Origin of the sequence: Flavobacterium sp. LB2P53 (genome assembly GCF_003970305.1) — a bacterium.
Lineage (GTDB): Bacteria > Bacteroidota > Bacteroidia > Flavobacteriales > Flavobacteriaceae > Flavobacterium.
The window spans coordinates 1-26,562 of sequence record NZ_RYDG01000014.1 but is presented as its reverse complement, the minus strand read 5'-3'; the positions used below and the strand labels follow the sequence as shown (position 1 = coordinate 26,562).

Below are 26,562 nucleotides of genomic sequence, written 5' to 3'. Positions count from 1 at the left end.
TTTAATAAATATTTTTGTTATTTAGTTTCTCCAACTCTTCAATATCTAGTTGATCTTTAAGTCTATTAGCTGCTTTTTTGGAAATAATCAAATTATCATAATCAATAAAAAACACTGGAATTCCATCTATATCTATGATATTTGCTTTTTCTAAAAGTACTACAAAAGGCTGATTTTCTAAACCTTTAACAGAAGTCATAATATCCAATCTAAAATTAATATTTAGAGTGAAATCTGTCCGTCCCGGAATAAATTGCATTGTATTAATACTTTAAAAATCACCTAAACCAATTTGTTTGATCGCATTTCTTAAATTTCCACGATTAGCAATCGTATCTTCAATGAAAATATCAATATCTCCTGTGTTTCTTCCGTAGCCGTAAATATTTACTGCAAATCCACCGATAGTTAAATAGTTTACCTTGTTTTCTGACAAGTACTTCCAAACATCTATTATTTGTTTATGCATATTCATTTCAAATTATTTTGATTTTGAATATTTCTTTGCTGCCTTTAATAAGCAAGATATTTCGATTATTGCCATCAGTTTTTCAAAACGTTGCTGATAAGTCAATCCTCTTGTTTCCTCAACATATCTAGCCTCCTTTACTGTTGATGTTCGTGATTTAATTTGACTTTACCCATTGCATTAAAAATTTAGAATGTATTCGAAATTTATTAGATCAAATTTACAAATAAATATCAGACAGCTAACGCCTTTTTTTTCTTTCAAAATAAATCCCACCAATCAAAAGCAACAACATTCCTATGGAACTTACCAACGTAATCGTGCTTCCGGTTTTTATAACTTGAGGTTCAAACTTGAATTCTATTTTGTGTTGCCCCCCTGGAAGAACTAGTGCTCTCAATACATAATCAACAGGGAAATGAACTGTTTTTACGCCATCAACATAGGCATTCCATCCCTTTTCATAATATATTTCAGAGAAAACTGCCAAAGCATATTTAGTATTATTAGCAGTATATTTAAGATAATTGGGTTTGTAAACATCTAATTGAATGGTTCCACTGGTATCCCATCTCCTTTTCAATCCAACATTTCTAAACTTAGATCCATGCTCATGCCGGTTAAATATTGCGACATCTTTAGTATCTAGTTGTCCTAAAGATTTCATCTCATCATCAGGGGTATTAACCACTTTCACACTGCTTACAAACCAGGCATTCCCATTGGCATTTGGGTTCGAAGTTGGAAATTCTTTTCCTTCCTTATCCGTCTGAATTACATACTTGACATTTAGCATGTTTAGGATTTCCATATTATTATTGGCAATTTGATAATCAAATAATTGTTGCATTCTTCGCGGCTTCACGGCACTGTAGCCACCAATTGATTTATGAAAATAAGAAGCACGTGCGCTGGACAAGTTTCCACTTACTTCAAAAACTCTGTAATGAGTTGTATCCTTGAGAATTTCAACATCGGAAGCTGTTTCCTGAAATGGGACTTCCACTTCCCTGCCGCTGACAAAATCTTTTCCTGACACATAATTTTTATCAACAAAAAACAAATCAAAAACCATCAATAAGCCTACAAGTATAATAGCGGTTTTCTGAGCAAACCTATCTTTAATAAACAACCATAAAATACCCGCTGTAATTACTATCAAGAAACCAGATCGCAATAAATCAGCACTATACAAACTCATTCGGTCCTGTTTTAAGGCATTAACAAAGTCAGGTCCGTAACTTTGTTGATAATACGCATCATTACCTCCAGAGAAACTAAACATACTTTTACTAAAAAACAAGATCAGTATTAATCCCAGCCCTAAAACACCGGTCTCCATTACGGCTTTCTTTTGTAGTTTTTTGTCCAATGTAAAGAAAGACTGCAATCCCATAATAGCCAGAACAGGAAAACACAATTCAAGAATAACTTGTATGGAGGAAACTGCTCTAAATTTATTGTACATAGCAATATAGTCAATAAAAAAATCAGTCACTAAAGGAAGATTCTTCCCCCATGAAAGTATCAAAGCAACTACAGCTCCAGAAAGGAATACATATTTTATTTTGCGTGTATCAATAAACAAGGCCATAATAGCCAAAAAGAAAACCACTATACCAATGTATGCGGGAGCAGCAACTATGGGTTGATCTCCCCAATAGGTTGGCATTCCTGAAACAAAATCAGTTGCCTGATCTTCTGGTACGCCCTTGCCCACCATTAGTTCAAACATATTACTGTCTTTTCCTACTGCCTCATTATTTGAGCCTCCAAAAAGTCGGGGCGCTATCAGATTAAAACTTTCCATAATTCCATAACTGTATTCCGTTATGTACTCATACGTCAAGGCGCTATTACTATCCTTTTTTGAACCATCAGGATTAAAGGTTAATTCACTTTTCCCTCGAGTACTAAAATCTGCATATTCGGCAGTAGCTAATAAATTAGTCGCATTGGTGCCAATAGCAAATATTCCCGCAACCGCAAGTATTCCAAATGAATACAGTAGCGATTTATAGTCTTTTTCTTTTACTTGCTGGCACACAAAATATATAGAAAGAATCAATAAGAAAATCAATAAATAATAGGTCATCTGGAAGTGATTCGCATTGATTTCTAATGCTGTCGCAAAAAGCGTAATCAAACCTCCAAGAATATATTTTTTTTGAAACACCAAAATAAATCCAGCAATAACCAGTGGCATATACGCAATAGCGTGTGCTTTAGCATTATGACCAACTCCAAGAATAATTATCAAATAGGTAGATAAACCAAAGGCTAATGCACCAAAAAAGGCTTTTAAAGGATCCACTTTTAATACCAGCATCAAGCCATAAAATCCAAGAAAATATAAAAATAAATAATCCGCAGGACGCGGTAAAAATCGCAATGCATCGTCTATCGCACCAATATAATCGTGTGGATATTTTGCTCCTAGTTGATAGGTTGGCATACCTCCAAATGCGGAATTAGTCCAATACGGCTCCACATCATCGGTGGCTCTAAAGTCATTTTGCTCTTTGGCCATTCCTGTATATTGCACAATATCAGACTGGAAAATTTGCTTTCCTTGCAACACAGGATAAAAATATAGCAGAGAAATCACAACAAAACCAAGTATGGCTAAGGCGTGTGGATAGAACTTATTTATTATTTTCAATGTAAAATGGTTTGGATTATAGTAAAAATGATGCTAATAATGACAAATTTAATCTATTTCTTCGTAATCTACATAATCGCCCACTTTTTTGGTTTCGCGTGGGTTTTTAGTATTTGCTGTTGTGTAAAGAACTTCTTCCTCCTTAGATTGCGTTTTTTGCCACGTATTCTCTTGTGCATACTGCTGTTGCTTCTGCATGTTTTCGCCTGCTTTCTGCACTACTTTTTTTACTAATAATGGCAGAAATAATTTAGCCAAAAATCTAAAAATATAATAGAAAGCAATCATATAAAAAAGTGCTTTTATAAAACCCGTAAATGAAGCTGTTTGCATATAAGTGTAATTTTTTCCAAAATTAATAAATCAACTGTTCAAAATTAAACTATCTCTCTTAAATAAATAATAAAATATAGTACATTTGAAAAGCGTTGTTACTTTTTAACTAAAAAAAATAAGATGTCCAAAATCAAAATCTTACTAATTGTAGCTCTCTCAATGATTCCAAGTATTCATTATGGGCAACATACGGATCAAATCAATTCGAACAGACCGGGTGAAACCATGTCGGCTTTTGCTGTTGGAAAGTCTGTTATCCAAATAGAAACTGGTGTTTACGGGATCAAACAAAACCATCGTTTATTGAACTATGATGCAAACGGTTTTGGGATTGATGCCACATTGCGATGGGGATTATTCATGGAAAAGCTGGAATTGATAGCCGATATACAATACCAAAACGAACTGTACACTTCTTTATTCAACAAAAGCAATCGTGCAGACTTTAAGCAAACGGTTCTGGGAGCTAAATATTTAGTGTATGATCCTTTCCGGAATTATGAAAAAAAAACAAACCTCTACAGCTGGAAAGCCAATCGCAGTTTTGACTGGCATCAATTAATTCCTGCTGTATCTATATTTGCAGGAGCTAATTTTACAATGGCAAACAATCCGTATTCTTTTTCCACTGAATCCGGTATATCTCCAAAAATTATGTTGATTACCCAAAATCATTTAGGTGATGGCAGGTGGGTTTTTGTGACGAATATCATTGCTGACTATATTACAACTGATTTCCCGAGTTATGGCTACGTGCTAACTTTGACTAGAGGGTTTAATGACAAATGGTCCGGATTTGTAGAAAATCAGGGGTTCAAAAGTGATTTTTACAGCGATGCAATTGTGCGTGGTGGCGCTGCTTATTTGTTAAATAAAGACATGCAAATTGATGCCTCAATAAGTACAAGTCTTAAAGATACTCCATCTGCACTGTATGGAGGTATTGGTTTTTCCTGGCGCTATGATGCCAATTACCAAGAAGTAAGAATAAATATTGACAATTAAGTATTCCGATAAAAAAGCCTTAAAAATAAGCGAAAAAATATAAAAATAAGTACAGTAAAATAAGCGGTATAAAAGAATCCCAAAACTTTCGTTTTGGGATTCTTTGTATTTGTCTTTTCTAGTCGCTGAAAAGAGTACTAAAAACTATTTTACTTCCATCAATTCTACATCAAAAATCAAAGTAGCATTTGGCGGAATTGCTCCTCCGGCACCACGAGATCCATACCCTAAATGAGATGGAATCACAAAACGTGCTTTGTCACCTACACGCAACAAGGCAATTCCTTCATCCCAACCCTCAATAACCTGACCTTGCCCCAATCTAAATTCGATTGGTTTTTTTCTTGGATAAGAGGAATCAAACACTTTTCCATTCTCTAATGAACCTTCATAGTGAACAGCAACGGTTTTTCCGCTTTCTGCTTTTTTACCTTCTCCTCTTTGGATGAATTGGTAACGCAGTCCACTTTCTGTTTTTTCAAAACCCGCAGCTAATTTTTCCATCGCAGCTTCAGCATCGGCTTTCAAAGTGGCATCACGTTTGTTCCGTGATCCCTTAAAGCTAATAAAAGCTTCAATTGCATTCCAATTTTTAGCTTCATCTCCTACTCTAACGATCTCTAAAGTCTCTAAAACATCGCCTTGAGCGATAGCATCAACGACATCCTGACCTTCAACTACATGACCAAAAACAGTATGCTTATTATCCAGCCATTCCGTAGGAATGTGTGTAATGTAAAATTGAGAACCATTCGTTCCTGGTCCTGAATTGGCCATCGCCAAAACACCCGGACGATCATGTTTTAGACTTGGATGAAACTCATCATCAAATTTGTACCCTGGATCTCCAGTTCCTGTTCCTTGTGGACAACCGCCTTGTACCATAAAATCAGGAATTACTCTGTGAAATTTTAATCCATTATAAAACTTAACTCCTTGTGGTTTAACTTTATTTTCTAAGTTACCTTCTGCTAATCCTACAAAGTTCCCAACTGTACCAGGAGTCAAATCGTGTGTTAGTTTTACTAAAACAGCCCCTTTTGTGGTGTTGAACTTAGCATATATTCCGTTTTCCATTGCTTTTTAATTTTTATTGAAATGCAAATTTACAAAATTAATTTATTTGAACCTATTCACTAAAACGTTACATTTGATAAATCATCTTGAAATTTCTTCCAATTTTCTGTCTTAAAAAGGATCCTATTTAAAGCCACTTGAAATTTAATCTTTGATGTAATTCTAACACAACCTGTATTCAAATGATTCTTTTTATACCGTCACCACTAAAAACCTATTTATCTATGAAATCTATTTATTACCTTTTATTCTTTTTTAGTTTCATTTGCAATGCACAAGAAAGACCAGTACCGCTAGCGTATTTTTTGCCGCAAAACGAAACGTACAATGACAAAATTCCGACACCTAAAAGTGTTTTTAATTTTGAATTAGGAGAAATGCATACTGATCACAATCAAGTAGTTCGCTTTATGGAAGCTATTGCAAAAGCTTCTGACAGAGTGCAAATAGAAACAACCGGTTACACTTATGAAAACCGTCCACTACAATTACTTACCATTTCAAGTCCTGAAAATTTAGCAAAAATTGATGAAATTCATAGAAAACACCTCGCTTTATCGGATTCAGATACTAATGCTTCGGATGTATCTAATTTGCCTATCGTACTCTATTTAGGCTATTCAATCCATGGAAATGAATCCAGCGGAACCGGTGCCGCAATTGCTCTGGCCTATTATCTTACAGCCTCAGAAAGTCCTGAACTAAAAAAAATGCTGGATAATACGATTATTCTATTAGATCCAAGTTTAAATCCAGATGGTTTGCATCGTTTTTCAACTTGGGTGAACAGCCATAAAAGTAAAAACTTAGTAACAGATCCTAATGACCGAGAATTTAATGAAGCATGGCCAGGCGGAAGATTTAATCACTACTGGTTTGACATGAACAGAGACTGGCTTCCCGTTCAACTTCCAGAAAGTCAGGCGCGCATTAGGACTTTCAGGAAATGGATGCCAAATGTATTGTGTGATTTTCACGAAATGGGAACTAATTCGACTTACTTTTTTCAGCCGGGAGTTCAAAGTCGCACCAACCCACTCACTCCTGAATTAAACCAAAAACTAACCAAAAAAATTGCAGGCTACCATGCCAAAGCATTGGATAAAATTGGAAGTTTTTATTATGTCGAAGATGGTTTTGATGACTTTTATTACGGCAAAGGATCTACCTATCCTGACATCAATGGAGGTATCGGTATTTTATTTGAACAAGCGAGTTCAAGAGGACATGCCCAACAAAGCGTAAACGGAATAATCACTTTTCCATTTACCATCAAAAATCAATTTACAACCAGCTTGTCATCAGTACAGGCTGCGTATGAAATGCGAAAAGAGTTGCTGGAATACCAACGCGATTTTTTTACTAATTCCAGTGCCGAAAGTAAAAGAAACAAAACAAAAGGCTATGTATTTGGAGACGAAAAAGATGCTACTAAAGTTCAAGAACTCGCCAAAATACTTAGCCAGCATAAAATTGAAATGCTGCAATTGAAAGAAGACATCACCATCAACAAAAAGAAATTCAGTAAAGATTTGAGTATTATTATTCCCATGGAACAAAAAAACTCAAAGCTCATACACGCTATTTTTGATAGACAAACCAAGTTCAAAGACAGTATCTTTTATGACATTTCAGCATGGAATTTTGATCTGGCTTTCAATTTAAATTTTGAGGAACTGAATTCCCTTTCACAAGCCGGGGCACGTTACGAAAATGTATTGAAACCCGGAACGGTCAATCAAAAAAGTGATGTAGGATACCTAATCGAATGGACAGACTACAATTCTCCTAAACTTTTATACCAATTACAGGCCAAAGGACTGCGTATAAAAACCACTAAGAAACCATTTGTCCACAACGGAAAAACTTTTTCCTATGGGAGTTTGTTAGTACCTGTTCAGAATCAGACAATGAGTTCAGATGAAATGTATGCGTACCTGAACCAAATTATCCCGGAATACGCTATTGCTATTACCGCCGTAGAAACCGGGTTTACTGATGGTGCCAATTTAGGAAATCCCAATCTAGTCAATCTTACCATGCCTAAAGTAGCTATGGTCGTGGGACGTGGTGTTGATCCATCAGATGCGGGAGAATTATGGCATTTATTTGATCAAAAAGCACAAATTCCATTGACTAAAATAGATATGGAACAACTACAAAGAGTAACTCTAAGCGGTTATACAACTTTGATCATGGTCAATGGAAATTATGGTGGACTTTCACCAGCTACAGCAGCTAAAATAGAGCAGTGGACTCAAAGTGGAGGAACTTTAATTGCGTATCAGGATGCTATTAAATGGCTGAATGATAGTAAATTAATTGAATTAACTTTGAAAACTACTAAAAATGAAGCTAAAGCAATTTCATTTGAACAAACTAGTGATTTCACGGGAGCACAAGAGATTGGCGGGGCAATATTTGAAACCAGATTAGATTTATCACATCCTATTAATTATGGAATGCCACGAAATACGATGCCTATTTTCAGAAACTCCTCTATTTTTATTGAACCCAATAAAAACAGTTTTGGTAATCCAATCCAATATACTAAAAATCCATTGTTGAGCGGTTACATTTCGAAACCAAAACTGGAGTTGTTAAAAGAAACCGTACCGTTTCAAGCCATTCGAAAAGGAGATGGAGCTATTTTAATTTTCACAGACAATACTAATTTCCGAGCCTTCTGGCTGGGAACAGAAAAATTATTTTGGAATGCTGTTTTCTTTGGCAAACTCATGTAAAAAACTATATTTTTTTTTAAAGTATTTCAGAGTATTATAAAAAAAGCGCAAAGTCAAAATACTTTGCGCTTTTTTTATACACTCAATTCATTGTACTTTTTGCACTTTGTCTTTGCGTTTATAAGTAACTGCATACACAGTTAATGCTAATAATGACAAAATAATGCAACCCAAAGTAACAGCCTTCCAGCCTCCATATTTCCATAACATCAAACCATAAGCTGAACCTGCCGCAGTTCCTAAAAAACTAAACGACATATACACGGTGTTCATACGGTTTCGTGCCTCTGGAAGTATTGAATATACACGGGTTTGATTTGAAATATGAACACTTTGTAAACCAATATCAATACAGACAATCCCTATAATTATTCCGATAATACTTTGTGCTGAAAAATAAAAAATAACAAAACTGACTAACATCAATAAACTGCCATATCCCACAACAACTCTAGAACTGCCTTTGTCTCCGATTTTACCTACCAAAGGTGCCGCTAATGCTCCGGAAGCTCCCACCACGCCAAAAAGACCTATTGTTGCGCTATTAAAATGAAAAGGATCATCAGAAAGCAATAACACCATTGTGGTCCAAAACGCTCCAAATTGAGCAAAACAAAATACATTCATCACGGTTGCTTCTCGCAATAACGGTTGGGTTTTTATCAAAGAAAAAAGCGATTGGATTAATTGCGCATAAGTTCCCCCGAATACTGGTTGATTGAATGGAAATTGCTTGTAGATTACAAAAAAAATAAAAAGACATATTCCGGCGGCTATCCAAAACATGGCTCGCCAGCCCCAAATATCTCCAATAAAGCCGCTAAGGGTTCTAGACAATAATATCCCCACAAGCAAACCACTCATAATGGTCCCTACCACTTTACCCCGTTCTTCCGGCTTACTCAAAGAGGCAGCCAAAGGTAAAATCAATTGTGGTACTATAGACGTAATACCTATAAGTAATGAAGCAATTTCTAGCACCACAAAACTTTGGGCAGTAGCCGCAATAATCAAGGCTATTACTGAGGCAAAAGTGGTGATTAAAATCTGTTTTTTACGTTCAATCTTATCGCCAAGCGGAACCATAAAAAAAAGTCCAATAGCATAACCTGCTTGCGTCAGGTAGGTTATTGTACCGGAATCCGTAACGGGAATTTTAAATTCGGCTGCTATTAAAATAATTAAGGGTTGGCAATAATAGAGGTTGGCAACAATAAGTCCAGTGCAGGCTGCCATAAACAAAACACTTGATTTGGATAAATTCATGTGACAAAAATACTATTCTAATTTTTCCTGAAAAAATTAATAAATATTTTTTTTCATACATTCCTGCACAATTTACGGCTTCAATTGGAACGTACTAAGTACCAATTATTGAAAATAAGCAAGTACGTTTTCAATTGTATCAATTAATTGTGTTGGACCCAAATGAGCTGGGAAGTATTGTAGCCAAGGTCTTGTGCTGTTTTTAGATACTCTTGTTTTATATTTTGAGGCATTGTTTTATCTCGTGAAAGAAACCATAAATTCTTAAGACTTCTCCCAGCCATCAAAGCATATTTATAATCCGAATCAAGTGCTATAATGGTGTACCCTGAATAAAATGGACCAAAAAAAGAAATTTTTAATTTTCCGGTGTTTGAATCGCCCGCAAACTTAACCTTGCCTGTAGCTGCAACGTATTTGTTCTTTATAAAATTAAAACCCCGATTTATCACTTTAAGACTTCCATCCTTATTGAGTGAATATTTAGCTGTGGTATTGTTTAAATTTTTTTCAAAAACAAAATCCAGCCGTGCAATTTCGTACCAGTTGCCTAGAAATTTGTCTTTATCAAAATTTTGTATTGCCTTTACCTTTTTAGGTGTAGAGTGGCACAGATTCATTACGAATAAAGTTACTGAGAGCAATGTTAGACTTCCTAAGGCCAGAATTTTCTTTTTCATGATCTATCTTTAGATATCAAAATTCAGAAATAAAAAACTGTAAATCAATACAATTTAGAATACTTTAGGATTTGTTTTGGGTATTGCGCTCGAATAATTTACACACTTATGAAACATAAAAAACGTATTTTATCTATTGACAAATAGTGTTAGATGCCCACCACCGCTATCATTGTTAAATTTGACTCTAGTTTAATTTCAGGAATTGCTGTAGTCTTTTTTTTATTCAACAGTTCTGTTCTGTCATTCCATAAACGTTCCAGAAGTTGATTCATTTGTACTCTACAGCTTCTTTTGAGTATAAAAAAACACTCTTTTATAGACCAAAGCTAAAAAAAAACGAAAAATAAAACCTAATTTAGTACCCTTTGTAAGCGGCAGAAATACTTTAGCGAATACCCTAAAAAACTTAAATTACAATGATCAAGTATCACTTTAGAAAAGCAGAATCCTCTGAGATATCTCCAATATGGGAGATATTACAACAAGCTATCATTCGAAGAAAAAAAGACGGCAGCAATCAATGGCAAGACGGTTACCCAAATCCAGAGGTTGTACAAAAAGATATAGAAAAAGGGGAAGGATTTGTTTTGGTTGAAGGAGAAACCATCATTGGCTATAGTGCGGTATTAATCAATGACGAGCCTGCTTATGAGAAAATTGAAGGAAACTGGTTAACCAATGATGATTTTGTTGTACTGCACCGCGTAGCTATTGCTGAAAAGTATTTAGGCAAAGGCTTGGCTAAAATGATTCTCAGACACATTGAGGATTTTGCGGTAAGCAACCTCATTTACAGCATAAAAGCAGACACCAATTTTGACAACATTGCCATGATAAAAATTTTTGAAAGTTCAGGTTATACCTATTGTGGCGAAGTTTATTTTAGAGGAAGCCCACGAAAAGCATACGAGAAAGTCTTGGCTAGACAGAACCAATTGGAATTATAAAAAACTTAGTATTAAAATTTAAAAACCGCAAATTCGCAGATAAAAACAGTTAGCAACGGTTTCTATAATTTGCGAATTTGCGGTGAGTTTTATTTAATACAACTTATCTTAAACTGCAGCTTCTTCTTCAAGAGCGGTTTCAAACTCCATGTGATCTTCTATCTCGACAGTTGCTTCCGGTTTAGAAGCTTTGATTGCATTGAACCTTTCTAATTGTTCCAATTCTCCTTCTTCTCCACTGAAATACGGAAAAACATCCATAATAGGAGATTCTGAAATAGCAGGAATCGTATAATCTCCCATCGTGCCTTTCATCACACTGATAGTATTATCATAAGCCTCTTTTACCTCATTGGCTTGCACTAATAAATACATATTGGTCTTGCGTTCTTTGCCACTTTCTTCGTCATAGGCGAGTAATGAAACTTTAGATCTAAACCAGCGATCTGCATTTTCAAAAGGATGAATCTCAGCATAATTAGCCACTTTTATATTCGTGATTTTGAATTCTTCACTGATATACGCTGACATTTCTTCATTAATTCGGCTTTCGGCTTCTGTGTAAGATAACGCATCTACCAAGTAGGGTTCGGTCGTAATTTTTTGCCCGCCAGTTTCATCTGTTTTTCTATATTTTACTTTGCATTCGTACCAAGTTGTGCTCATTTTATTTTATTTTTAGGATGTCAAAGATAGATTTTAAAGGAAACTAAATTTACTATTCCTAAAATAGATATTCACAATCTTAGATAGAAGTCACCGTTCCCGAAACCTTCCTTTTTGAGACTATCAAAAATAAAAAAACCGTTCGGCTTTATTTAAAATGTTAAAACAATGTTAAATAAAAACCAAACGGTTGTTTAATTTAAACGCTTGTTTAGTTTTGTTTTTGAAAAAATTAAATTCCATTGAAACATAATTTTAACGACAAACAAATTCAAATCCTGGAAGTTGCAGAAACTCTTTTTGCAGAAAAGGGATTTGACGGCACTTCGATTAGGAACATAGCAAAAGAGGCAAAAATCAATATTGCTATGGTTTCGTATTATTTTGGGTCCAAAGAGCGACTACTGGAATCGCTTATAGTGTACAGAACTTCAGATCTTAAAAATCAATTAGAACATTTATTGCTGGAAGATCTGGAACCCCTTGACAAAATCAATAAGCTGATTGAACTGTACATCAACAGAATCAATAGTAATCGAGGGATTTATAGAATATTACACTTTGAATTCCCCTCCAAAAAAAGCAAACAAAATCTTTCGGTTTTTTCAGAATTAAAAAAAGGAAATCTAAAATCCCTTGAAATTATAATTAAAGAAGGCCAGAATAAAGGCATTTTCAGAAAAGATATTATTATTCCGCTTATCACACCCACAATTCTGGGCACTTTTTTTCATTTTCACATGAACAAACCTTTCTTCGAAAATTTATTAAACTTGAAAACTGAAGATTTATACAATAATTACATCAAAACCAATTTGACAACGCACATTCAACAAACTGTAAAGGCACTTCTGATCTATGAAATGGGCACACCAGAAATGCTATGCAAACAATAATAAAGACCTATGCGAATTCCATATTCCTACAAAAAACAAAAATTATCTACGTATGAAAGTTAGTCCATTCATGCTCATTGTGATTTTCTTCATTGGAATTTCATCTGCAGCAGCGCAAAAAAAAACAAGTTTAACATTGAACGAAGCCATCAATTTGGCTTGGGCCAAAAGTAATGAAGTTACACTAGCCAATACAAAAGTAAAAACTAAAAAGTACGAACTGCAATCTACCAAAAACAATCAATATCCTGATTTGAAACTTTCAGGGCAATACCAAAGATTAGCAAATGCTTCCGTTAATTTCAAACTCAATCAAAATAATACAGGAACTCAGGAAGCACTCCCAATTGTCAATCAATTGATGATTGGACAGTTGAATGCTAGTGTTCCGGTTTTCTCAGGTTTTAAAATTCAAAATAGCATTACCGTTTATGAAAATTTGTATCAGGCAGAAATGGCTACGGCATTGCAAACAAAGGAGGAAATTGCGTTGCGGGTGATTGATTATTATGCCAGTTTATACAAAGCCCAGAAAACAATTGAACTACTAAAAGAAAATCAAAAAAGTGCGCAACAGCGGGTAAACGATTTTATAGCCCTTGAAAAAAACGGAATTATCCCCAGAAATGATTTGTTAAAATCCCAATTACAGGCTTCGAAAATCCAATTGTCATTAGACGAAACAAATAATAATTTAAAAATCATCAACTTTTATCTGGTTACGCTTTTAAAACTAAATCCGGACACAAAATTAGAGATTCGAGAGCGTGATTTTGCCGATTTCCAAATGACTAATATCCCTGAAAATGAATTACCGGCACTAGAAAATCGGAAGGATTTAGAAGCCCTTCGGTTTCAGGGAAAAGCCAGTGAAGCCAATATAAAAATAGCTAAAGGGTCGTACTATCCGGCCATTGCGTTAGTTGGCGGGTATACGGCATTAGACCTGAGCAATGTGATTACGGTGCAAAACGCGATGAATATAGGCATCGGGCTTTCGTATGATTTGAGTGCCATTCTAAAAAACGGAACTTTAGTGCGGCTGGCCGAAAATAAATTTTTAGAAGTCCAAAACTCTGAAGCCATACTAACGGATTATATTAAAATCCAAGTTCAAAAAGCGATTGAAGATTATGATTTAGCTTTAAAACAAGATGTTGTATATGGACAAGCGCTGGAACAATCTTCTGAAAATTACAGAATCATCAAAGATAAATATGACAACGGTCTTTCGGACACCAATGATTTACTGGAGGCTGATGTAGAGCAATTGAGTTCTAAAATCAACAAGACTTTGGCCAAAGCCAATACCATTCAAAAATACTATGAGTTACTCTCGGTAACCGGCCAATTATCTCAAACCTTCACACTTTCAAAATTATAATATACCTACCATGGAAAACAAAAAAACAAATACAAAATTTATCATAATCCTAGTGGCATTGGTAGTTTTAGGTGGGACGTACGGAACTTTTAAATACCTGCATTCACAATCTCACGAAGAAACTGATGATGCGCAAATTGAAAAAAACATGAACCCAATTATCCCAAGAGTTTCAGGATATGTGGATAAAGTGTACATCAAGGACAATGATTTTGTAAAGAAAGGCGATACGCTTTTTACCATTGACAAAAGGGATTACCAGTTAAAAATTGAAGAAGCACATGCTGCAATGATTGGCGCTGAAGGTAATTTTGAAGTTACTAAAGCTGATATAGGCAGTGCTTTAGCCAGTATTTCTGTTTCGGATGCCAATGTACGATCTGCAAGTGGTAATATCGAATCCGCAAAAATAAGATTGGGACGCATAACCAGTGATTACAATCGATATGATAATTTATACAAAAGCCATTCGATCACAAAACAACAATACGAACAGGCTTTAGCCGCCAAACTGGAAGCTGAAAGTCAAGTACGCGTGTTACAACAACAAGAAAGAGCCACTGCCTTTCAAAAATCAGTTATTATAGCTAAATCTAAAGTTTCAGGTAAACAGACAGAAGTGGCTGCAGCCAATATACAAAGAGCAAAAGCAATGCTTGATGCCGCAAAATTAAATTTAACCTACACTGCGATCACTGCTGCTATTGATGGTCAGGTATCAAAAATTGATATTCAGCCGGGACAACTAGTGCAACCAGGGCAATCCCTATTTTATATTATCAACAACAATGAAGCATGGGTAGTTGCTAATTTCAAAGAAACGCAACTCAACAAAATGGTTATTGGCCAAAAAGTAATCGTAAAAGTAGATGCGTATCCCGAATATGATTTCAAGGGAACCATTACTTCCTTTTCCCCAGCAACAGGATCCCGTTTCTCCTTGTTACCGCCAGATAATGCCACAGGAAATTTTGTAAAAACCATTCAAAGATTACCTGTTAAAATAAGTTTGATTTCAACAAATGACCCTGAAAAAATAAAATTACTGCGTCCGGGAATGAATGTAGATGTTGATGTACATTTAGATTAAAGCTGTTTTTTTGAATTAAAAACGGCACCTCTTTTAATAAAATGATAGTTTACACTTTAGTATAAATGGTACAAGCAGGAGAAGACGATTTGGTAGAATATGGCTACAGACGAGTTCTTATTACGATCACAGCAGTACTTTGTGCTTTACTTGAAATCGTAGATACCACTATCGTCAATGTGGCACTTACAAACATGAGAGGAAGTCTGGGTGCCACATTAAATGATGTTGCTTGGGTCATTACTGCTTATGCTATTGCAAACGTGATTGTAATCCCTATGACCAGCTGGCTTTCACAACAATTTGGAAGACGAAATTATTTTGTGACTTCCATTATAATTTTTACAGTAGCCTCTTTTTTGTGCGGCAATGCCAATAATATATGGGAACTTATTACGTTTAGATTTATTCAGGGTTTGGGAGGTGGTGCTTTATTAGTGACCGCACAAACCATTATAACGGAGAGTTATCCCATTGCAAAACGAGGTATGGCACAGGCTATTTATGGAATGGGAGTTATAGTGGGACCTACTTTGGGTCCGCCATTAGGGGGTTATATTGTTGACAATTTCTCTTGGCCTTATATTTTTTATATCAATATTCCCATTGGTATCATAGCTACTATTCTAGCGTTAACTTTTGTAAAAAGTCCTAAATATGGAGAAAAACTAAAAGCCAAACAGGTGGATTGGTTAGGAATTTTTCTGTTGACCGTATTTATTGGTTCTTTGCAATATGTTCTAGAACACGGACAACAAGATGACTGGTTCAACAATATAACAGTTATATTCTTGAGTACGGTATCCGTTTTTGGCTTAATATTATTCATTTGGAGAGAAATGACCTATAAACATCCTATTGTCAATTTGAGGGTTTTAAAAGATGGAAATCTAAGAATTGGTGTCATAATGTGTTTCATATTGGGCTTTGGTCTTTATGGTTCTACCTTAATAATTCCAATTTATACCCAAACAATTCTAGGCTGGACCGCTACAGACGCAGGATTATTGCTTATTCCGGGTTCAATCACCACCGCTATTATGATGCCTATTATTGGGAAATTAATTCAAAGAGGTGTTCCGCAAAGTTATATGGTGGGTCTTGGATTTTTGATTTTCTTTTTCTTTACGATGATGATGCACAACAGCTTGACTCCTAATACGGGTGTTGAGCATCTGTATTGGGGATTGATTTTAAGAGGAATAGGATTGGGACTGCTATTTGTACCCATAACTACACTGTCACTCTCCACCTTAAAAGGAAAGGATATTGGCGAAGGGGCAGCCTTTACAGGAATGATGCGCCAATTGGGAGGTTCATTTGGAATAGCAATTATCACCACCTTTATCACGAGATTTGGTCAGGAACACAGAGTAAATTTGATTTCAAATTTAGATGCCAGCAAGTTCGAAGTCCAACAACGCGTTATAATGTTGCAAAAAGGGTTTATGTCAAAAGGATTTAGTGCTAATGAATCGCTGAAAAAAGCCTATCAGGTTATTGATTATTCAGTGATGAAACAAAGTACCGTTTTATCGTATATGGATATTTTTCTGTATCTGGGAATTATGTTTCTGTGTTGTATTCCAATCATCTTTTTTATCAAAAAAGGGAAAAACAAAATCAATCCTGCTGATGCCATGCATTAATAAAGAGCCGATTAATAGCGTCTCTAACGGGTAAAAACCAAATGATTGCCCTCCGATAAATTTGCATCAAATTGATAGCTATCATAATTGAACCCTTTCAAATCTTCAATCGTTTGAGCATCCGTATCAATAATATAACGCACCATCATTCCCCTTGCTTTTTTGGCAAAAAAGCTGATGATCTTTAATTTTCCGTTTTTGTACTCTTTAAATTCCGGAGTGATCACAGGAACTTTCAACGCCTTGACATCAATTGCCAAAAAGTATTCCTTACTTGCAAGATTGACAAACAATTCGTCTTCTTTGAGCTCTTTATTTAAAGCTTTTGTAACGATTGGTTTCCAAAATTCATACAGATTTTTGCTTTCGCCAATGGGTAATTTGGTGCCCATTTCCAATCTGTACGCCTGAATTAAATCCAATGGTTTCAGCAAGCCATACAAACCGGATAGGATTCTTAAACGATCTTGTAAAGCTTCTGTTTTTTTTCCTGGAATCGAATAGGCATCTAATCCAATGTACACATCACCATCAAAAGTAAACACAGCCGGACGTGCATTTGAAGTGGTAAAAGGTGTTTTCCAATCTTGATTTCGTTTCCAGTTCAAATCTGCTAACTTATCTGAAATACTCATCAAAATTGATAAATCAGCAGGCTTCATCTCTTTTAAAACTTTGTGGACTTCTCGCGATTCTTTTAAAAACAAAGGTTGGGTGTGCAACTCCGTAGGTAGCTGTTTCTCTAAATTTAACGACTTGGCTGGCGATATTACAATTTTCATACACATTACTCTTTCGAGCGCTTTTTATTAATTCTCCCAAAAGTACTAATTGAAATCAAGAAATCAAGAGCCTTTAAACTAATTTGTTTAATAGTGTACTAGAGGATTTAGTTTAGCAACCTTTTTTTTGGTATTTTTGAGTTTAAAAATAACACAAAGAGTAGGTCAACATGAATCTAATTGAAATTAGAAAAGCTACAATCGCTGATCTTAAAGAACTGCAAAAGATAAGTATCCAAACATTTACAGCAACTTATGCCGCTGTAAACACCCCTGAAAACATCACTAATTACATCGAAAAAAACTTCAATGCAGTACAATTAACAACTGAATTGAACAATCCAAATTCCTTTTTTTATATAGCCATTTCAAAATCAGAAATCGTTGGATATTTAAAAATAAACATAGGTGATGCTCAAACGGAAAACATAAACAAAAATGCTTTAGAAATACATCGGATTTATGTTTTACAAACTTTTCATGGTAAAAACATTGGGCAACTGTTGCTGAACGAAGTAAAAAAGATTGCACAACGTACTGGCGTTGATTATATTTGGCTTGGTGTCTGGGAAGAAAATCACCGAGCCATTCGATTTTATACTAAAAATGGATTTGTAGTATTTGACAAACACATTTTTACCTTAGGAAATGACGAACAAATTGACTTAATGATGCAATTTCAAATACAGCAACAATAATCAAAATTTAAATTGTCGTTTATTTAAGTGACTATAAAACTCTATTTGGTCTGTTTTTATACGAAAATTTATCAAAAAGCTATAAAACAGGATGTAATTATTGTGGGAGCTGGACTGGCAGATCCATTCTGAAGACCCTCGGCCGCAATTGCCACTCTTTTTGCTCCCGTTGGGAATTTAAAAGATAAAATAAATACCCTTTGGTTCAAAAATAAGTTCGTGGAAAATTCTAAAGGCGTATCACATTGACTATGCTTTGCCTAATCAGGCAAGTGTGCGAAATACGATTGATGTTTCGGAAATAAAAATATCAGATACGCTGTTCATTTGTGGCGACAACTTACTGAATAGTTCTATCAATGCCGCTCTCAAAACAGGATGATTAGCAGCAGAGGCGATGAAAGTATAGCTTATTATAAAAATAAACAATAAGATTATCGCTACATTTTTAATGATTTTAATTCGAATAAAAAATAAAATCAGTGAATCTGTGGCTATTCTTTTTTGAATAGCTTCAAGTTGTAATGCTAATCAACAACAACTTTATAAGTAGGATCTTCTAAAATATTTACGTCAATTACGCTATCCGCGTTTTTTAGTAACACTCTGCAATCTTCGCTTAAATGTCGCAAATGAACCGTTTTATCGACTTTTGCATACCGCTCTGTAATTTTATTTACGGCATCAATAGCACTCATATCGGTAATTTTACTTTCTTTAAAATCAATAATGACTTCGTTTGGATCATTCAAAATATCAAATTTTTCCAAAAAAGCGGTTGTTGAAGCAAAAAATAAAGGCCCATAAATTTCGTAATGCTTCACTCCTTTATCATCTAGGTATTTTTTAGCCCTAATTCTTTTGGCGCTTTCCCAAGAGAAAACTAATGCAGAAATGATGACTCCAACTAAGACGGCTAAAGCCAAATTGTGTAGTACTATAGTAATTAGTGCCACTAAAATCCCAACAAAAATATCGTGTTTTGGCATTTTATTGATGATTCTGAAACTCGCCCATTCAAATGTTCCAATTGCTACCATAATCATGACACCAACCAGAGCCGCCATAGGTAACTGTTCAATTATTGGAGCACCAAACAAAATAATTACAAGTATGGTTAGTGCAGCAATGATTCCTGATAATCGCGCTCTGGAACCCGCCGAAAGATTAACTAATGTTTGTGCAATCATAGGACAACCGCCCATTCCAAAGAAAAAACCATTCAAAATATTAGCACTTCCTTGGGCGATACACTCTTTATTTCCTTTGCCTTTTGTTTCAGTTATTTCATCGACTAAGTTCAAGGTCAATAACCCTTCTGTCAATCCCACAGAAGCCATGATTAATGCGTAAGGAAATATTATTTGTAACGTTTGCAGGTTAAGAGGAATATTAGGAATATGAAAAGGTGGAAAACCGCCACTTACGGAAGCGATATCCCGCACCGTTTTAGTCTCAATTCCAAAGAAAAAAACCAGTCCAAATACCACAATAATTGCCACTAATGAAGATGGAACTGCTTTTGTTAGTCTGGGTAGCAACACCACAATTGCTATTGTCAATGCAACTAATCCTGCCATAATAAAGAAAGAAGTTCCAGAAAGCCATTCGCTTTTACCATTAACAAAGGTTTTGAATTGATCCAATTGCGACATGAAAATAATGACGGCTAATCCATTTACAAAACCAAACATAACGGGCTGTGGCACCAGTCGGATAAATTTTCCAAGTTTAAAAAGCCCTACTAAAATTTGTAAAATTCCGGCCAAAGCAACTGCTGCAAGAACATATTCTAATCCATTTGAATTCATTAAAGCAATTAAAACAATTACCGTTGCTCCTGCTCCTCCAGAAATCATTCCCGGTCTACCACCAAAGACAGCCGTAATCAATCCCGCAATAAAAGACGCATATAAACCCATCAATGGCGGAAAACCTGCTACTATTGCAAAAGATAATGATTCCGGAATCATAGTCATAGCCACGGTTAATCCTGCTAAAATTTCAGTTTTGTAATTGACTTGCCGTGAAAAATCAAATAAGTTAAATACTTTTTTCATGTGATAATTATAATAAGAATATTTTGGTACAATTTCATATAAAGAAGTTGTATCGACAAAAAATGCGATAAAATGTTTTTAAAAACTCTTTTAATTTAAAAACTATAAATCAAGGCGGAGTACCTTGAGAGATTAGAATGGTACCGTTTTTCATAAGAGTTGCAAAAATAAAACTTTTTAATTGTTTCACCAAACAGAAAGTGAAATTGCTTAAATTTGGCAAAAGGTATATCTTTTTTTCAAAAACAAGGGTTTAAATGCCACATCAATAGATTCAAGCATAAAAAAATATCCTTTGCATTAAAAGCTTAAAAGCAAAAAAACCGTTTTGAAAAAAGAACCAGCAAAATACTATCAATACAATTAAAAAATCATGAAATTACTCTATACTTTATTCTTCGCACTTTTTTTAAATAATAGTTACTCACAATCCACGAATGACTATTTTGAAAAGATCAGAAACAATGAAGCGGAACTAACTGCTTTCTTTTCGCAAATGCCAAAAGGCGGTGATTTGCATCATCATTTCTCAGGTTCCATTTACGCTGAATCCATATTGCAACGCGCTATTGCAGACGATTTTTATCTCAATATTGAGACGATGGATGTGTTAAAAGAAAAACCAGCAACGGGAAACTGGCTACTATTTTCGACATTGAAAAATAACGGAACATTAGAAGCATATAAGCAAAAAATCATGCAAAAGTGGTCTATAAAAGACTATAATGATGTAGATTATCCATCCGACAAGTTGTTTTTCGAATCATTTATGAAGTTCGAACCGGCCATCAAAGGGAATTTTGGACAAGGATTATTGGAACTTAAAAACAGAGCTATTTCAGAAAATGTCAGTTATATTGAAACCCAATTGTCTACAATCCCAACAGATATGAATACCGATGATTTAACAAAATTCAATTCCAGATTGCGAAAATCAGCTTTAGCAAAAGATGAAAAAGCAGTTTTAAAATCATTGGATTCGGTGTACAATTCACTACTAAAAAAAGATGCCGAATCCTATGCTAAAGCCTTCAATACCAATTTTGTTACTAAGCTGCACAAAGACCTTAAAATCGATGACAAGCAATTTACAATGCGGTATCAAAATTTTGTATTGCGATTTATGGAACCCGTAGATTTATTCAAAAATCTGGTAATCGCATTCATATCTGCAGATGAAAGTTCACTGATGGCAGGAGTTAACATTGTTTCTCCGGAAGATGGCGAAACCTCGATGAAGGATTATTGGTTACACATGCTAATGTTTAAATACTGTCATTCCCGTTATCCAAATGTAAAATATACAATGCACGCCGGCGAGTTGACGCTTGGTTTGGTACAACCAGAAGAGTTAACGTGGCATATTGGATCCGCCGTTTATACTGCAGGAGCCAACCGTATTGGGCACGGAGTAGATATGGCCTACGAGAAAGATTCGTATAATTTGCTGCGTTATATGGCAAAGAAAACCATTCCTATCGAAATCAATTTAGTAAGTAATGAGTTTATTTTGAAGGTAAAAGAAAGCCGTCATCCATTGACTTTATATAAAGAATTTGGCGTGCCAATCGTAATTAGTACGGATGATGCCGGGATTTTACGCACGAATATGACCGAACAATATGTCTTGTTAGCCAAAAGATACAAAGACGTTTCCTATAAAGATATAAAGCAATATGTGTACAACAGCATTCAGTACAGTTTCATCAAAGAGGCTTCTGTAAAAAAACAATTGCTAAATGATTTAGAGTCCAGATTTAAGGCTTTCGAAGCTACATTTCCTTTGAAGTAAATCATTTTCATAGTATAAAATCTTTTTTTATAACACCAAAAAATCCGCTCGAAAGCGGATTTTTTTTGTAAAACAGAATCTAAGTTTTGATTATTTTGGATTTAAAATCAATTCAATTCTTTTAATCGCGTCTTCATAATGGTATCTTGTTTCTGCATTTACAACTCTGGTTTTAGCAACTGCTAAGGTGGTTTTTAATGCATTCAACTCGCCTCTCACCAATCCTCTCACATCGGACTGAGCCACATTATAATAGTCAGAAGAACGTCCGGATTTAATTTCTTCTTTCATCAGATAACTCATTCTTTCAATGTATGCGCGTTGCAAATTTCTTCTGTAAATAGTCACATTCGAAGCTAAATTGGCTTCTTTCCAAATTCCTTTACGCATATCACTCAATAAATCCAATGCTTTATAATTAGTAGTTCCCATGATTTCCGCATCCATCAATCGACCAATTCGTTCAAAACTCAACATAGCATTCAAATGTCTGGCTTGTAAATTTCGAAAACGTTCTGTGTAACCGGAGTAATCAATGTTTTTCAATGTACTTACATTCACCAACCACGTTGGAGAAGTAAAAGCATTGGCTTGTAACCATTGCATGGCTTCTTGTTGTTTTGCTTTTGGTACAATTTCATAAATATTTCCGATTTGGTTTGGCTTTTTGGTTGTTTCATAAACACCGCCCACATTCGTAACCACATGTCCCACATATCTACTCCAGACATCCAGCATTTCTTTGTATAATTCGTCTAAATCCTCATAGTTATTAGTCACATCACTCGTCCATTCTGATAAATGAGAAGCTACATATTGCAAGTTTTTAAGTCCGTATGAACTTGCTTTCATGGAATTATTTCCGATATCTTCCGTTTGTGAAGTTGGATCAAAACTACTACTTTGTTTCCCATATTTATAAACAGGGTTTCCTGCTTTTCCCATAATCCATTGGTCTAAAATAGGCACTTCTACTTCCGGAGAAGAGGCATTAGGAATAACTCTATAGCCCCAATTGGTTGCATAATGATCGTAAGGCCCCATCTGGCGTATGAAACGAATGTCTTTATCTCCAGGTTGAGCGATATAATTAAAACGGGCATAATCCATCAAACTCGCTGCAATTCCATTTTTTTGAGTAAAGGCACCGTCTCTGTAATTTTCAGTATCATACGCACAACTCGCTCCCATATTATGAGGAAAACCAAGCGCATGCCCTACTTCATGTGCAATAACCATGCGCATCATTTCACCCATCTCTTCGTCAGTGGTATTCAAGGTTCTTGCTGAAGGATTTGCTGCTCCGGTTTCTAACAAATAACGGTTTCTATAGGAACGCAAATGATTGTGGTACCAAATAACATCACTCTCGATAATTTCTCCCGTTCTGGGATCAGAAACACTTGGTCCAACCGCATTACGCGTCGTACTCGCTACATAACGAATCACAGAATACCGAATGTCTTCCGGGCTAAAATCAGGATCCTCGTCTTTAGTAGGCGCGTCTTTGGCAATAATTGCATTTTTAAAACCAGCAGTTTCAAAAGGCTTTTGCCAATCTTCAATTCCTTGTTTAATGTATTTGCGTAGTTTTTCAGGCGTGGCAGGATCTAAATAGTACACAATAGGTTTGATGGGTTCTACCAGTTCACCTTTTGCGTAAGCGACAGGATCTTTTGGTTCCAATTTCCAACGGCGGATATAGGTTTTACTGTCGGATTTCAATTCATTACTTCCATAATCAATCTGGCTCATGGTAAACCAACCCACTCGCGGATCTGCTAATCTGGGTTGCATCAGTTTTTCTGGCAACAAAATCATCGATTGATTCATTTGGATGCTAATTGTTTCTGCATCTTCCTGAACAGCCGGTTTAGATGCATTGTAAGTGAAATCCTGAACCACTTCAATATTCATAGGATAACTTTTCATCGTATTGATAAAACTGCGGGATTCATCGAGGCCTTTTACTTTATAGGTTTCTCTCATTTCACTAGATAAACCGCTGATTGATTTGACATCAGTGCTATAAAATTTAGTCACATCAATAACGGTATTTAAAGAATCTTTACTAAATGCTACAATATCAAAAGCAAATAAAGTAGGTTCATAATTATTTGATTTTACTGAAATACTAATGGGTAAACTGTCATTGGCAACGGCACTAAATGATTTTAATTTGATCAGAATTTTGTCCTGAAAACGATGCCAGATAATTAATTGTTCATTGGTTTCGGAACCCGCATTTACATATCCGCCTCCTAAATTAGCCGGTAATTTAGCCAACCTACTTACCAAAAGCATGTCTTTATCCAAGTATTTATTCGGGATTTCGAAAAAATATTTTTTGTCCACTTTGTGTACCATAAACAAACCTTCGTCAGAAACGGCGTCTTTGGTAATCACCTTGCTGTATTCCTTGATGGTAGCTTCTGGTTTCTTTTCTGGTGGAGGGGCTACAGTGGTGTTTTTATCTTTTTTTCTTTTCGATTGTGCAAATTGGGTTGTAGGCACAAGCATTAATGCTGCGATTGCAGTTAAAATGAAAAATTTCTTCATTAATAGGTTTTTTATTGGTTAATCAATATCAAAAATAAATTTTAGCACCTGTAAATTGCATATAATCTATTGGTTTAACTTTTAATTAACAGCAAACCAATCTGTTTTAAGGTAATATAGTAGCAATACGTTTCTAATGTGATTTTAGTTAGATCCCTTTTTTTATTACATTTGGGAAGATTATTTTTTTACAATTAAGTTCAAAATTATTACTCAAACCTATATTTTTAATTGTCACCGTTTAAAAATACTTTCTAAAAGTCGCCATGTGATTTGTAGAGAAGCATTAATTTTTTTGGACAACCAATCTCCTTTTAAATACAATTATAAAACAAAACAATAAAAAATGATTCAAAATAATCTCTTTAAAATACACTTGTTTTTAGCAGTTTTAACATTGCTTACCTGCAATGGTTACTCGCAAAAGAACCTTTCAAAAATTGCTTTTGGATCGTGTTCAAACCAAAGTAATTCCCTGTCTATTTTAGATGTCGTGGTAAAACACCAACCAGATTTATTTATATTTCTGGGCGATAATATTTACGGTGACACTAAAAATATGCACACACTGCAAGCCAAATACGAGCGATTGGCAGCTAAACCTACTTTTCAAAATTTGAAAAAAAATATGCCTATCATAGCTACTTGGGATGATCACGATTACGGCCAAAATGATGCAGGAAGGCATTATCCCAAAAAGAAAGAATCAAAAGAACTTTTTCTTAATTTTTTTGGGGAACCTATAGCTTCCGAAAGACGAAAACACGAGGGAATATATACCTCTTATTTGTATGAAACTAAAGGCAAAAAAGTACAGATTATCCTGTTAGACAACCGTACTTTCCGGGATGATTACAAGCTATATAATAACGAACTTGAGGATGACAAACGTTATTTTTACTCCTTGGACTATGCACCAGTACAAAACCCGGATTCCACATACTTAGGAGCAGAACAGTGGAAATGGTTAGAAACAGAACTACAAAAACCAGCTGATCTTCGCCTAATTGGTTCAGGATCCCAGTTTGGGATTGAGTACAACGGGTATGAAGGCTGGGCTAATTTTCCGCTGGAGCAACAAAGATTTTTAGATCTAATCAAGAAAACCAAAGCAAACGGTATTTTGTTTTTGACCGGAGACGTTCATTATGGTGAAATTTCTAAACTTACAGAACCCGGATTATATCCTATTTACGACTTTACCTCCAGCGGACTTTCCTCCACCTGGCACTTTGCGACACCCAACAAAAATAGAATTGAAGGCCCTATTATGGATAACCATTTTGGCTTATTAACAATTAATTGGGGGGAAAAAATTCCTCAAATAAAAATGGAAATTTGGGATATCAATAATAATCAACGTGCAGAATACACAATTGGGTTGGATGAAATTAGTTTTAGAAAATAGCAGATTTTAAGAATGATTTTTTATGCTAGCCTATAATTTTCTTAAAAATCAAAAGTTCGCTTCCTAAACCATATAAACAAGCTCAAGATATTTTTATATTGAAAATAAGTCTGGATAAAGAATGAATTCAGTGACTATTCTTATTTTTTTAGCAATCTCATTCACTCGGTTGCAAACATAACTAAGACTTAGGTAGAACTGTAGTACTTAAAAATCATAAAGATACAATATGAAAATCCTTAACTTAATGACATTGGGCACGAGCCAGAGGCATCGCGCTAGCCGTTGGGATTATTTCCGCTCGGACACCAGCTTTCTGAATCATTGAATCATCTATTAAAGAAATCAACTGTCCGAAAACAGATTTAGTCGAAAAATACTTATTTTTA

At 35.1% G+C, this 26,562-nt stretch carries 21 protein-coding genes; 10 read left to right on the top strand and 11 right to left on the bottom strand.

The annotated features are described in order from the left end of the window. Position 1: 1 nt before the first annotated feature. From EKL95_RS15250 to EKL95_RS13795, 4 genes are all read right to left on the bottom strand, one after another. On the bottom strand, positions 2–259 hold the full coding sequence (locus EKL95_RS15250; protein WP_233588568.1) for a hypothetical protein: 258 nt from the start codon (positions 257–259) through the stop codon (positions 2–4). A gap of 12 nt (positions 260–271) precedes the next feature. Then, positions 272–475 (bottom strand): hypothetical protein, encoded by a 204-nt coding sequence (locus tag EKL95_RS15245; protein WP_233579320.1) that lies wholly within the window; start codon positions 473–475, stop codon positions 272–274. Between the two features lie 235 nt (positions 476–710). Next, a complete protein-coding gene (locus EKL95_RS13800; protein ID WP_126564439.1) occupies positions 711–3,131 on the bottom strand; it encodes a YfhO family protein in 2,421 nt (806 codons plus the stop codon). Positions 3,132–3,179: 48 nt separating this feature from the next. Next, entirely contained in the window at positions 3,180–3,464 is a 285-nt protein-coding gene (locus tag EKL95_RS13795) for a DUF4834 family protein (protein ID WP_126455421.1), read from the bottom strand. A 123-nt stretch (positions 3,465–3,587) separates the two neighbouring features. Here EKL95_RS13795 and EKL95_RS13790 point away from each other — a divergent pair, with 123 nt between their 5' ends. Beyond that, on the top strand, positions 3,588–4,472 hold the full coding sequence (locus tag EKL95_RS13790; protein ID WP_199736844.1) for a transporter: 885 nt from the start codon (positions 3,588–3,590) through the stop codon (positions 4,470–4,472). Positions 4,473–4,616: 144 nt separating this feature from the next. On the opposite strand, the gene EKL95_RS13785 is transcribed toward EKL95_RS13790, so the two are convergent. Beyond that, complete coding sequence (locus EKL95_RS13785; RefSeq protein WP_126455419.1) at positions 4,617–5,549, bottom strand: peptidylprolyl isomerase; 933 nt, start codon at positions 5,547–5,549, stop codon at positions 4,617–4,619. A 224-nt stretch (positions 5,550–5,773) separates the two neighbouring features. Between EKL95_RS13785 and EKL95_RS13780 the strand changes: the two genes are divergently transcribed. Continuing rightward, positions 5,774–8,293: a M14 family metallopeptidase gene (locus EKL95_RS13780; RefSeq protein ID WP_126564438.1), complete on the top strand. Its 2,520-nt coding sequence runs from the start codon at positions 5,774–5,776 to the stop codon at positions 8,291–8,293. Positions 8,294–8,380: 87 nt separating this feature from the next. Here the strand turns inward: EKL95_RS13780 and EKL95_RS13775 are convergent, their stop codons facing one another. Next, the gene (locus EKL95_RS13775) at positions 8,381–9,559 is read right to left on the bottom strand and encodes an MFS transporter (protein ID WP_126564437.1); all 1,179 of its coding nucleotides are present in this window, start codon (positions 9,557–9,559) and stop codon (positions 8,381–8,383) included. 143 nt (positions 9,560–9,702) lie between these two features. Then, on the bottom strand, positions 9,703–10,239 hold the full coding sequence (locus EKL95_RS13770; protein WP_126564436.1) for a lipocalin family protein: 537 nt from the start codon (positions 10,237–10,239) through the stop codon (positions 9,703–9,705). A 419-nt stretch (positions 10,240–10,658) separates the two neighbouring features. Between EKL95_RS13770 and EKL95_RS13765 the strand changes: the two genes are divergently transcribed. Beyond that, positions 10,659–11,189 (top strand): GNAT family N-acetyltransferase, encoded by a 531-nt coding sequence (locus EKL95_RS13765; protein ID WP_126555440.1) that lies wholly within the window; start codon positions 10,659–10,661, stop codon positions 11,187–11,189. A 108-nt stretch (positions 11,190–11,297) separates the two neighbouring features. On the opposite strand, the gene EKL95_RS13760 is transcribed toward EKL95_RS13765, so the two are convergent. After that, entirely contained in the window at positions 11,298–11,855 is a 558-nt protein-coding gene (locus EKL95_RS13760) for a DUF4494 domain-containing protein (RefSeq protein WP_126564435.1), read from the bottom strand. A 242-nt stretch (positions 11,856–12,097) separates the two neighbouring features. Here EKL95_RS13760 and EKL95_RS13755 point away from each other — a divergent pair, with 242 nt between their 5' ends. The 4 genes from EKL95_RS13755 (at position 12,098) to EKL95_RS13740 (ending at position 16,874) form a co-directional block, all read left to right on the top strand. Beyond that, the gene (locus tag EKL95_RS13755; RefSeq protein ID WP_126564434.1) at positions 12,098–12,751 is read left to right on the top strand and encodes a TetR/AcrR family transcriptional regulator; all 654 of its coding nucleotides are present in this window, start codon (positions 12,098–12,100) and stop codon (positions 12,749–12,751) included. 52 nt (positions 12,752–12,803) lie between these two features. Beyond that, complete coding sequence (locus EKL95_RS13750; protein WP_126564433.1) at positions 12,804–14,135, top strand: TolC family protein; 1,332 nt, start codon at positions 12,804–12,806, stop codon at positions 14,133–14,135. Between the two features lie 10 nt (positions 14,136–14,145). Further along, complete coding sequence (locus tag EKL95_RS13745) at positions 14,146–15,225, top strand: HlyD family secretion protein (RefSeq protein ID WP_126455910.1); 1,080 nt, start codon at positions 14,146–14,148, stop codon at positions 15,223–15,225. 65 nt (positions 15,226–15,290) lie between these two features. Then, positions 15,291–16,874, top strand: coding sequence for an MDR family MFS transporter (locus EKL95_RS13740; RefSeq protein WP_126564432.1), 1,584 nt, complete (start codon positions 15,291–15,293; stop codon positions 16,872–16,874). A gap of 23 nt (positions 16,875–16,897) precedes the next feature. Here the strand turns inward: EKL95_RS13740 and yaaA are convergent, their stop codons facing one another. Then, complete coding sequence (yaaA, locus tag EKL95_RS13735) at positions 16,898–17,656, bottom strand: peroxide stress protein YaaA (protein ID WP_126564431.1); 759 nt, start codon at positions 17,654–17,656, stop codon at positions 16,898–16,900. 170 nt (positions 17,657–17,826) lie between these two features. Between yaaA and EKL95_RS13730 the strand changes: the two genes are divergently transcribed. Continuing rightward, the gene (locus EKL95_RS13730) at positions 17,827–18,354 is read left to right on the top strand and encodes a GNAT family N-acetyltransferase (protein ID WP_126564430.1); all 528 of its coding nucleotides are present in this window, start codon (positions 17,827–17,829) and stop codon (positions 18,352–18,354) included. 527 nt (positions 18,355–18,881) lie between these two features. Here the strand turns inward: EKL95_RS13730 and EKL95_RS13725 are convergent. Further along, positions 18,882–20,414: a SulP family inorganic anion transporter gene (locus EKL95_RS13725; RefSeq protein WP_126564429.1), complete on the bottom strand. Its 1,533-nt coding sequence runs from the start codon at positions 20,412–20,414 to the stop codon at positions 18,882–18,884. Positions 20,415–20,787: 373 nt separating this feature from the next. Here EKL95_RS13725 and EKL95_RS13720 point away from each other — a divergent pair, with 373 nt between their 5' ends. Further along, a complete protein-coding gene (locus EKL95_RS13720) occupies positions 20,788–22,206 on the top strand; it encodes an adenosine deaminase (RefSeq protein ID WP_126555546.1) in 1,419 nt (472 codons plus the stop codon). A gap of 90 nt (positions 22,207–22,296) precedes the next feature. Here EKL95_RS13720 and EKL95_RS13715 read toward each other — a convergent pair whose 3' ends face one another. Next, a complete protein-coding gene (locus EKL95_RS13715) occupies positions 22,297–24,765 on the bottom strand; it encodes a zinc-dependent metalloprotease (protein ID WP_126564428.1) in 2,469 nt (822 codons plus the stop codon). 346 nt (positions 24,766–25,111) lie between these two features. Here EKL95_RS13715 and EKL95_RS13710 point away from each other — a divergent pair, with 346 nt between their 5' ends. After that, entirely contained in the window at positions 25,112–26,173 is a 1,062-nt protein-coding gene (locus EKL95_RS13710) for an alkaline phosphatase D family protein (protein WP_126564427.1), read from the top strand. Positions 26,174–26,562 lie beyond the last annotated feature (389 nt).

Bases quoted from the DNA above. Each gene is read 5' to 3' on its own strand.
- EKL95_RS15250 (WP_233588568.1), bottom strand. From the start codon at position 259: ATGCAATTTATTCCGGGACGGACAGATTTCACTCTAAATATTAATTTT.
- EKL95_RS15245 (WP_233579320.1), bottom strand. From the start codon at position 475: ATGAATATGCATAAACAAATAATAGATGTTTGGAAGTACTTGTCAGAA.
- EKL95_RS13795 (WP_126455421.1), bottom strand. From the start codon at position 3,464: ATGCAAACAGCTTCATTTACGGGTTTTATAAAAGCACTTTTTTATATG.
- EKL95_RS13790 (WP_199736844.1), top strand. From the start codon at position 3,588: ATGTCCAAAATCAAAATCTTACTAATTGTAGCTCTCTCAATGATTCCA.
- EKL95_RS13785 (WP_126455419.1), bottom strand. From the start codon at position 5,549: ATGGAAAACGGAATATATGCTAAGTTCAACACCACAAAAGGGGCTGTT.
- EKL95_RS13780 (WP_126564438.1), top strand. From the start codon at position 5,774: ATGAAATCTATTTATTACCTTTTATTCTTTTTTAGTTTCATTTGCAAT.
- EKL95_RS13775 (WP_126564437.1), bottom strand. From the start codon at position 9,559: ATGAATTTATCCAAATCAAGTGTTTTGTTTATGGCAGCCTGCACTGGA.
- EKL95_RS13770 (WP_126564436.1), bottom strand. From the start codon at position 10,239: ATGAAAAAGAAAATTCTGGCCTTAGGAAGTCTAACATTGCTCTCAGTA.
- EKL95_RS13765 (WP_126555440.1), top strand. From the start codon at position 10,659: ATGATCAAGTATCACTTTAGAAAAGCAGAATCCTCTGAGATATCTCCA.
- EKL95_RS13760 (WP_126564435.1), bottom strand. From the start codon at position 11,855: ATGAGCACAACTTGGTACGAATGCAAAGTAAAATATAGAAAAACAGAT.
- EKL95_RS13750 (WP_126564433.1), top strand. From the start codon at position 12,804: ATGAAAGTTAGTCCATTCATGCTCATTGTGATTTTCTTCATTGGAATT.
- EKL95_RS13745 (WP_126455910.1), top strand. From the start codon at position 14,146: ATGGAAAACAAAAAAACAAATACAAAATTTATCATAATCCTAGTGGCA.
- EKL95_RS13740 (WP_126564432.1), top strand. From the start codon at position 15,291: ATGGTACAAGCAGGAGAAGACGATTTGGTAGAATATGGCTACAGACGA.
- yaaA (WP_126564431.1), bottom strand. From the start codon at position 17,656: ATGAAAATTGTAATATCGCCAGCCAAGTCGTTAAATTTAGAGAAACAG.
- EKL95_RS13730 (WP_126564430.1), top strand. From the start codon at position 17,827: ATGAATCTAATTGAAATTAGAAAAGCTACAATCGCTGATCTTAAAGAA.
- EKL95_RS13725 (WP_126564429.1), bottom strand. From the start codon at position 20,414: ATGAAAAAAGTATTTAACTTATTTGATTTTTCACGGCAAGTCAATTAC.
- EKL95_RS13720 (WP_126555546.1), top strand. From the start codon at position 20,788: ATGAAATTACTCTATACTTTATTCTTCGCACTTTTTTTAAATAATAGT.
- EKL95_RS13715 (WP_126564428.1), bottom strand. From the start codon at position 24,765: ATGAAGAAATTTTTCATTTTAACTGCAATCGCAGCATTAATGCTTGTG.
- EKL95_RS13710 (WP_126564427.1), top strand. From the start codon at position 25,112: ATGATTCAAAATAATCTCTTTAAAATACACTTGTTTTTAGCAGTTTTA.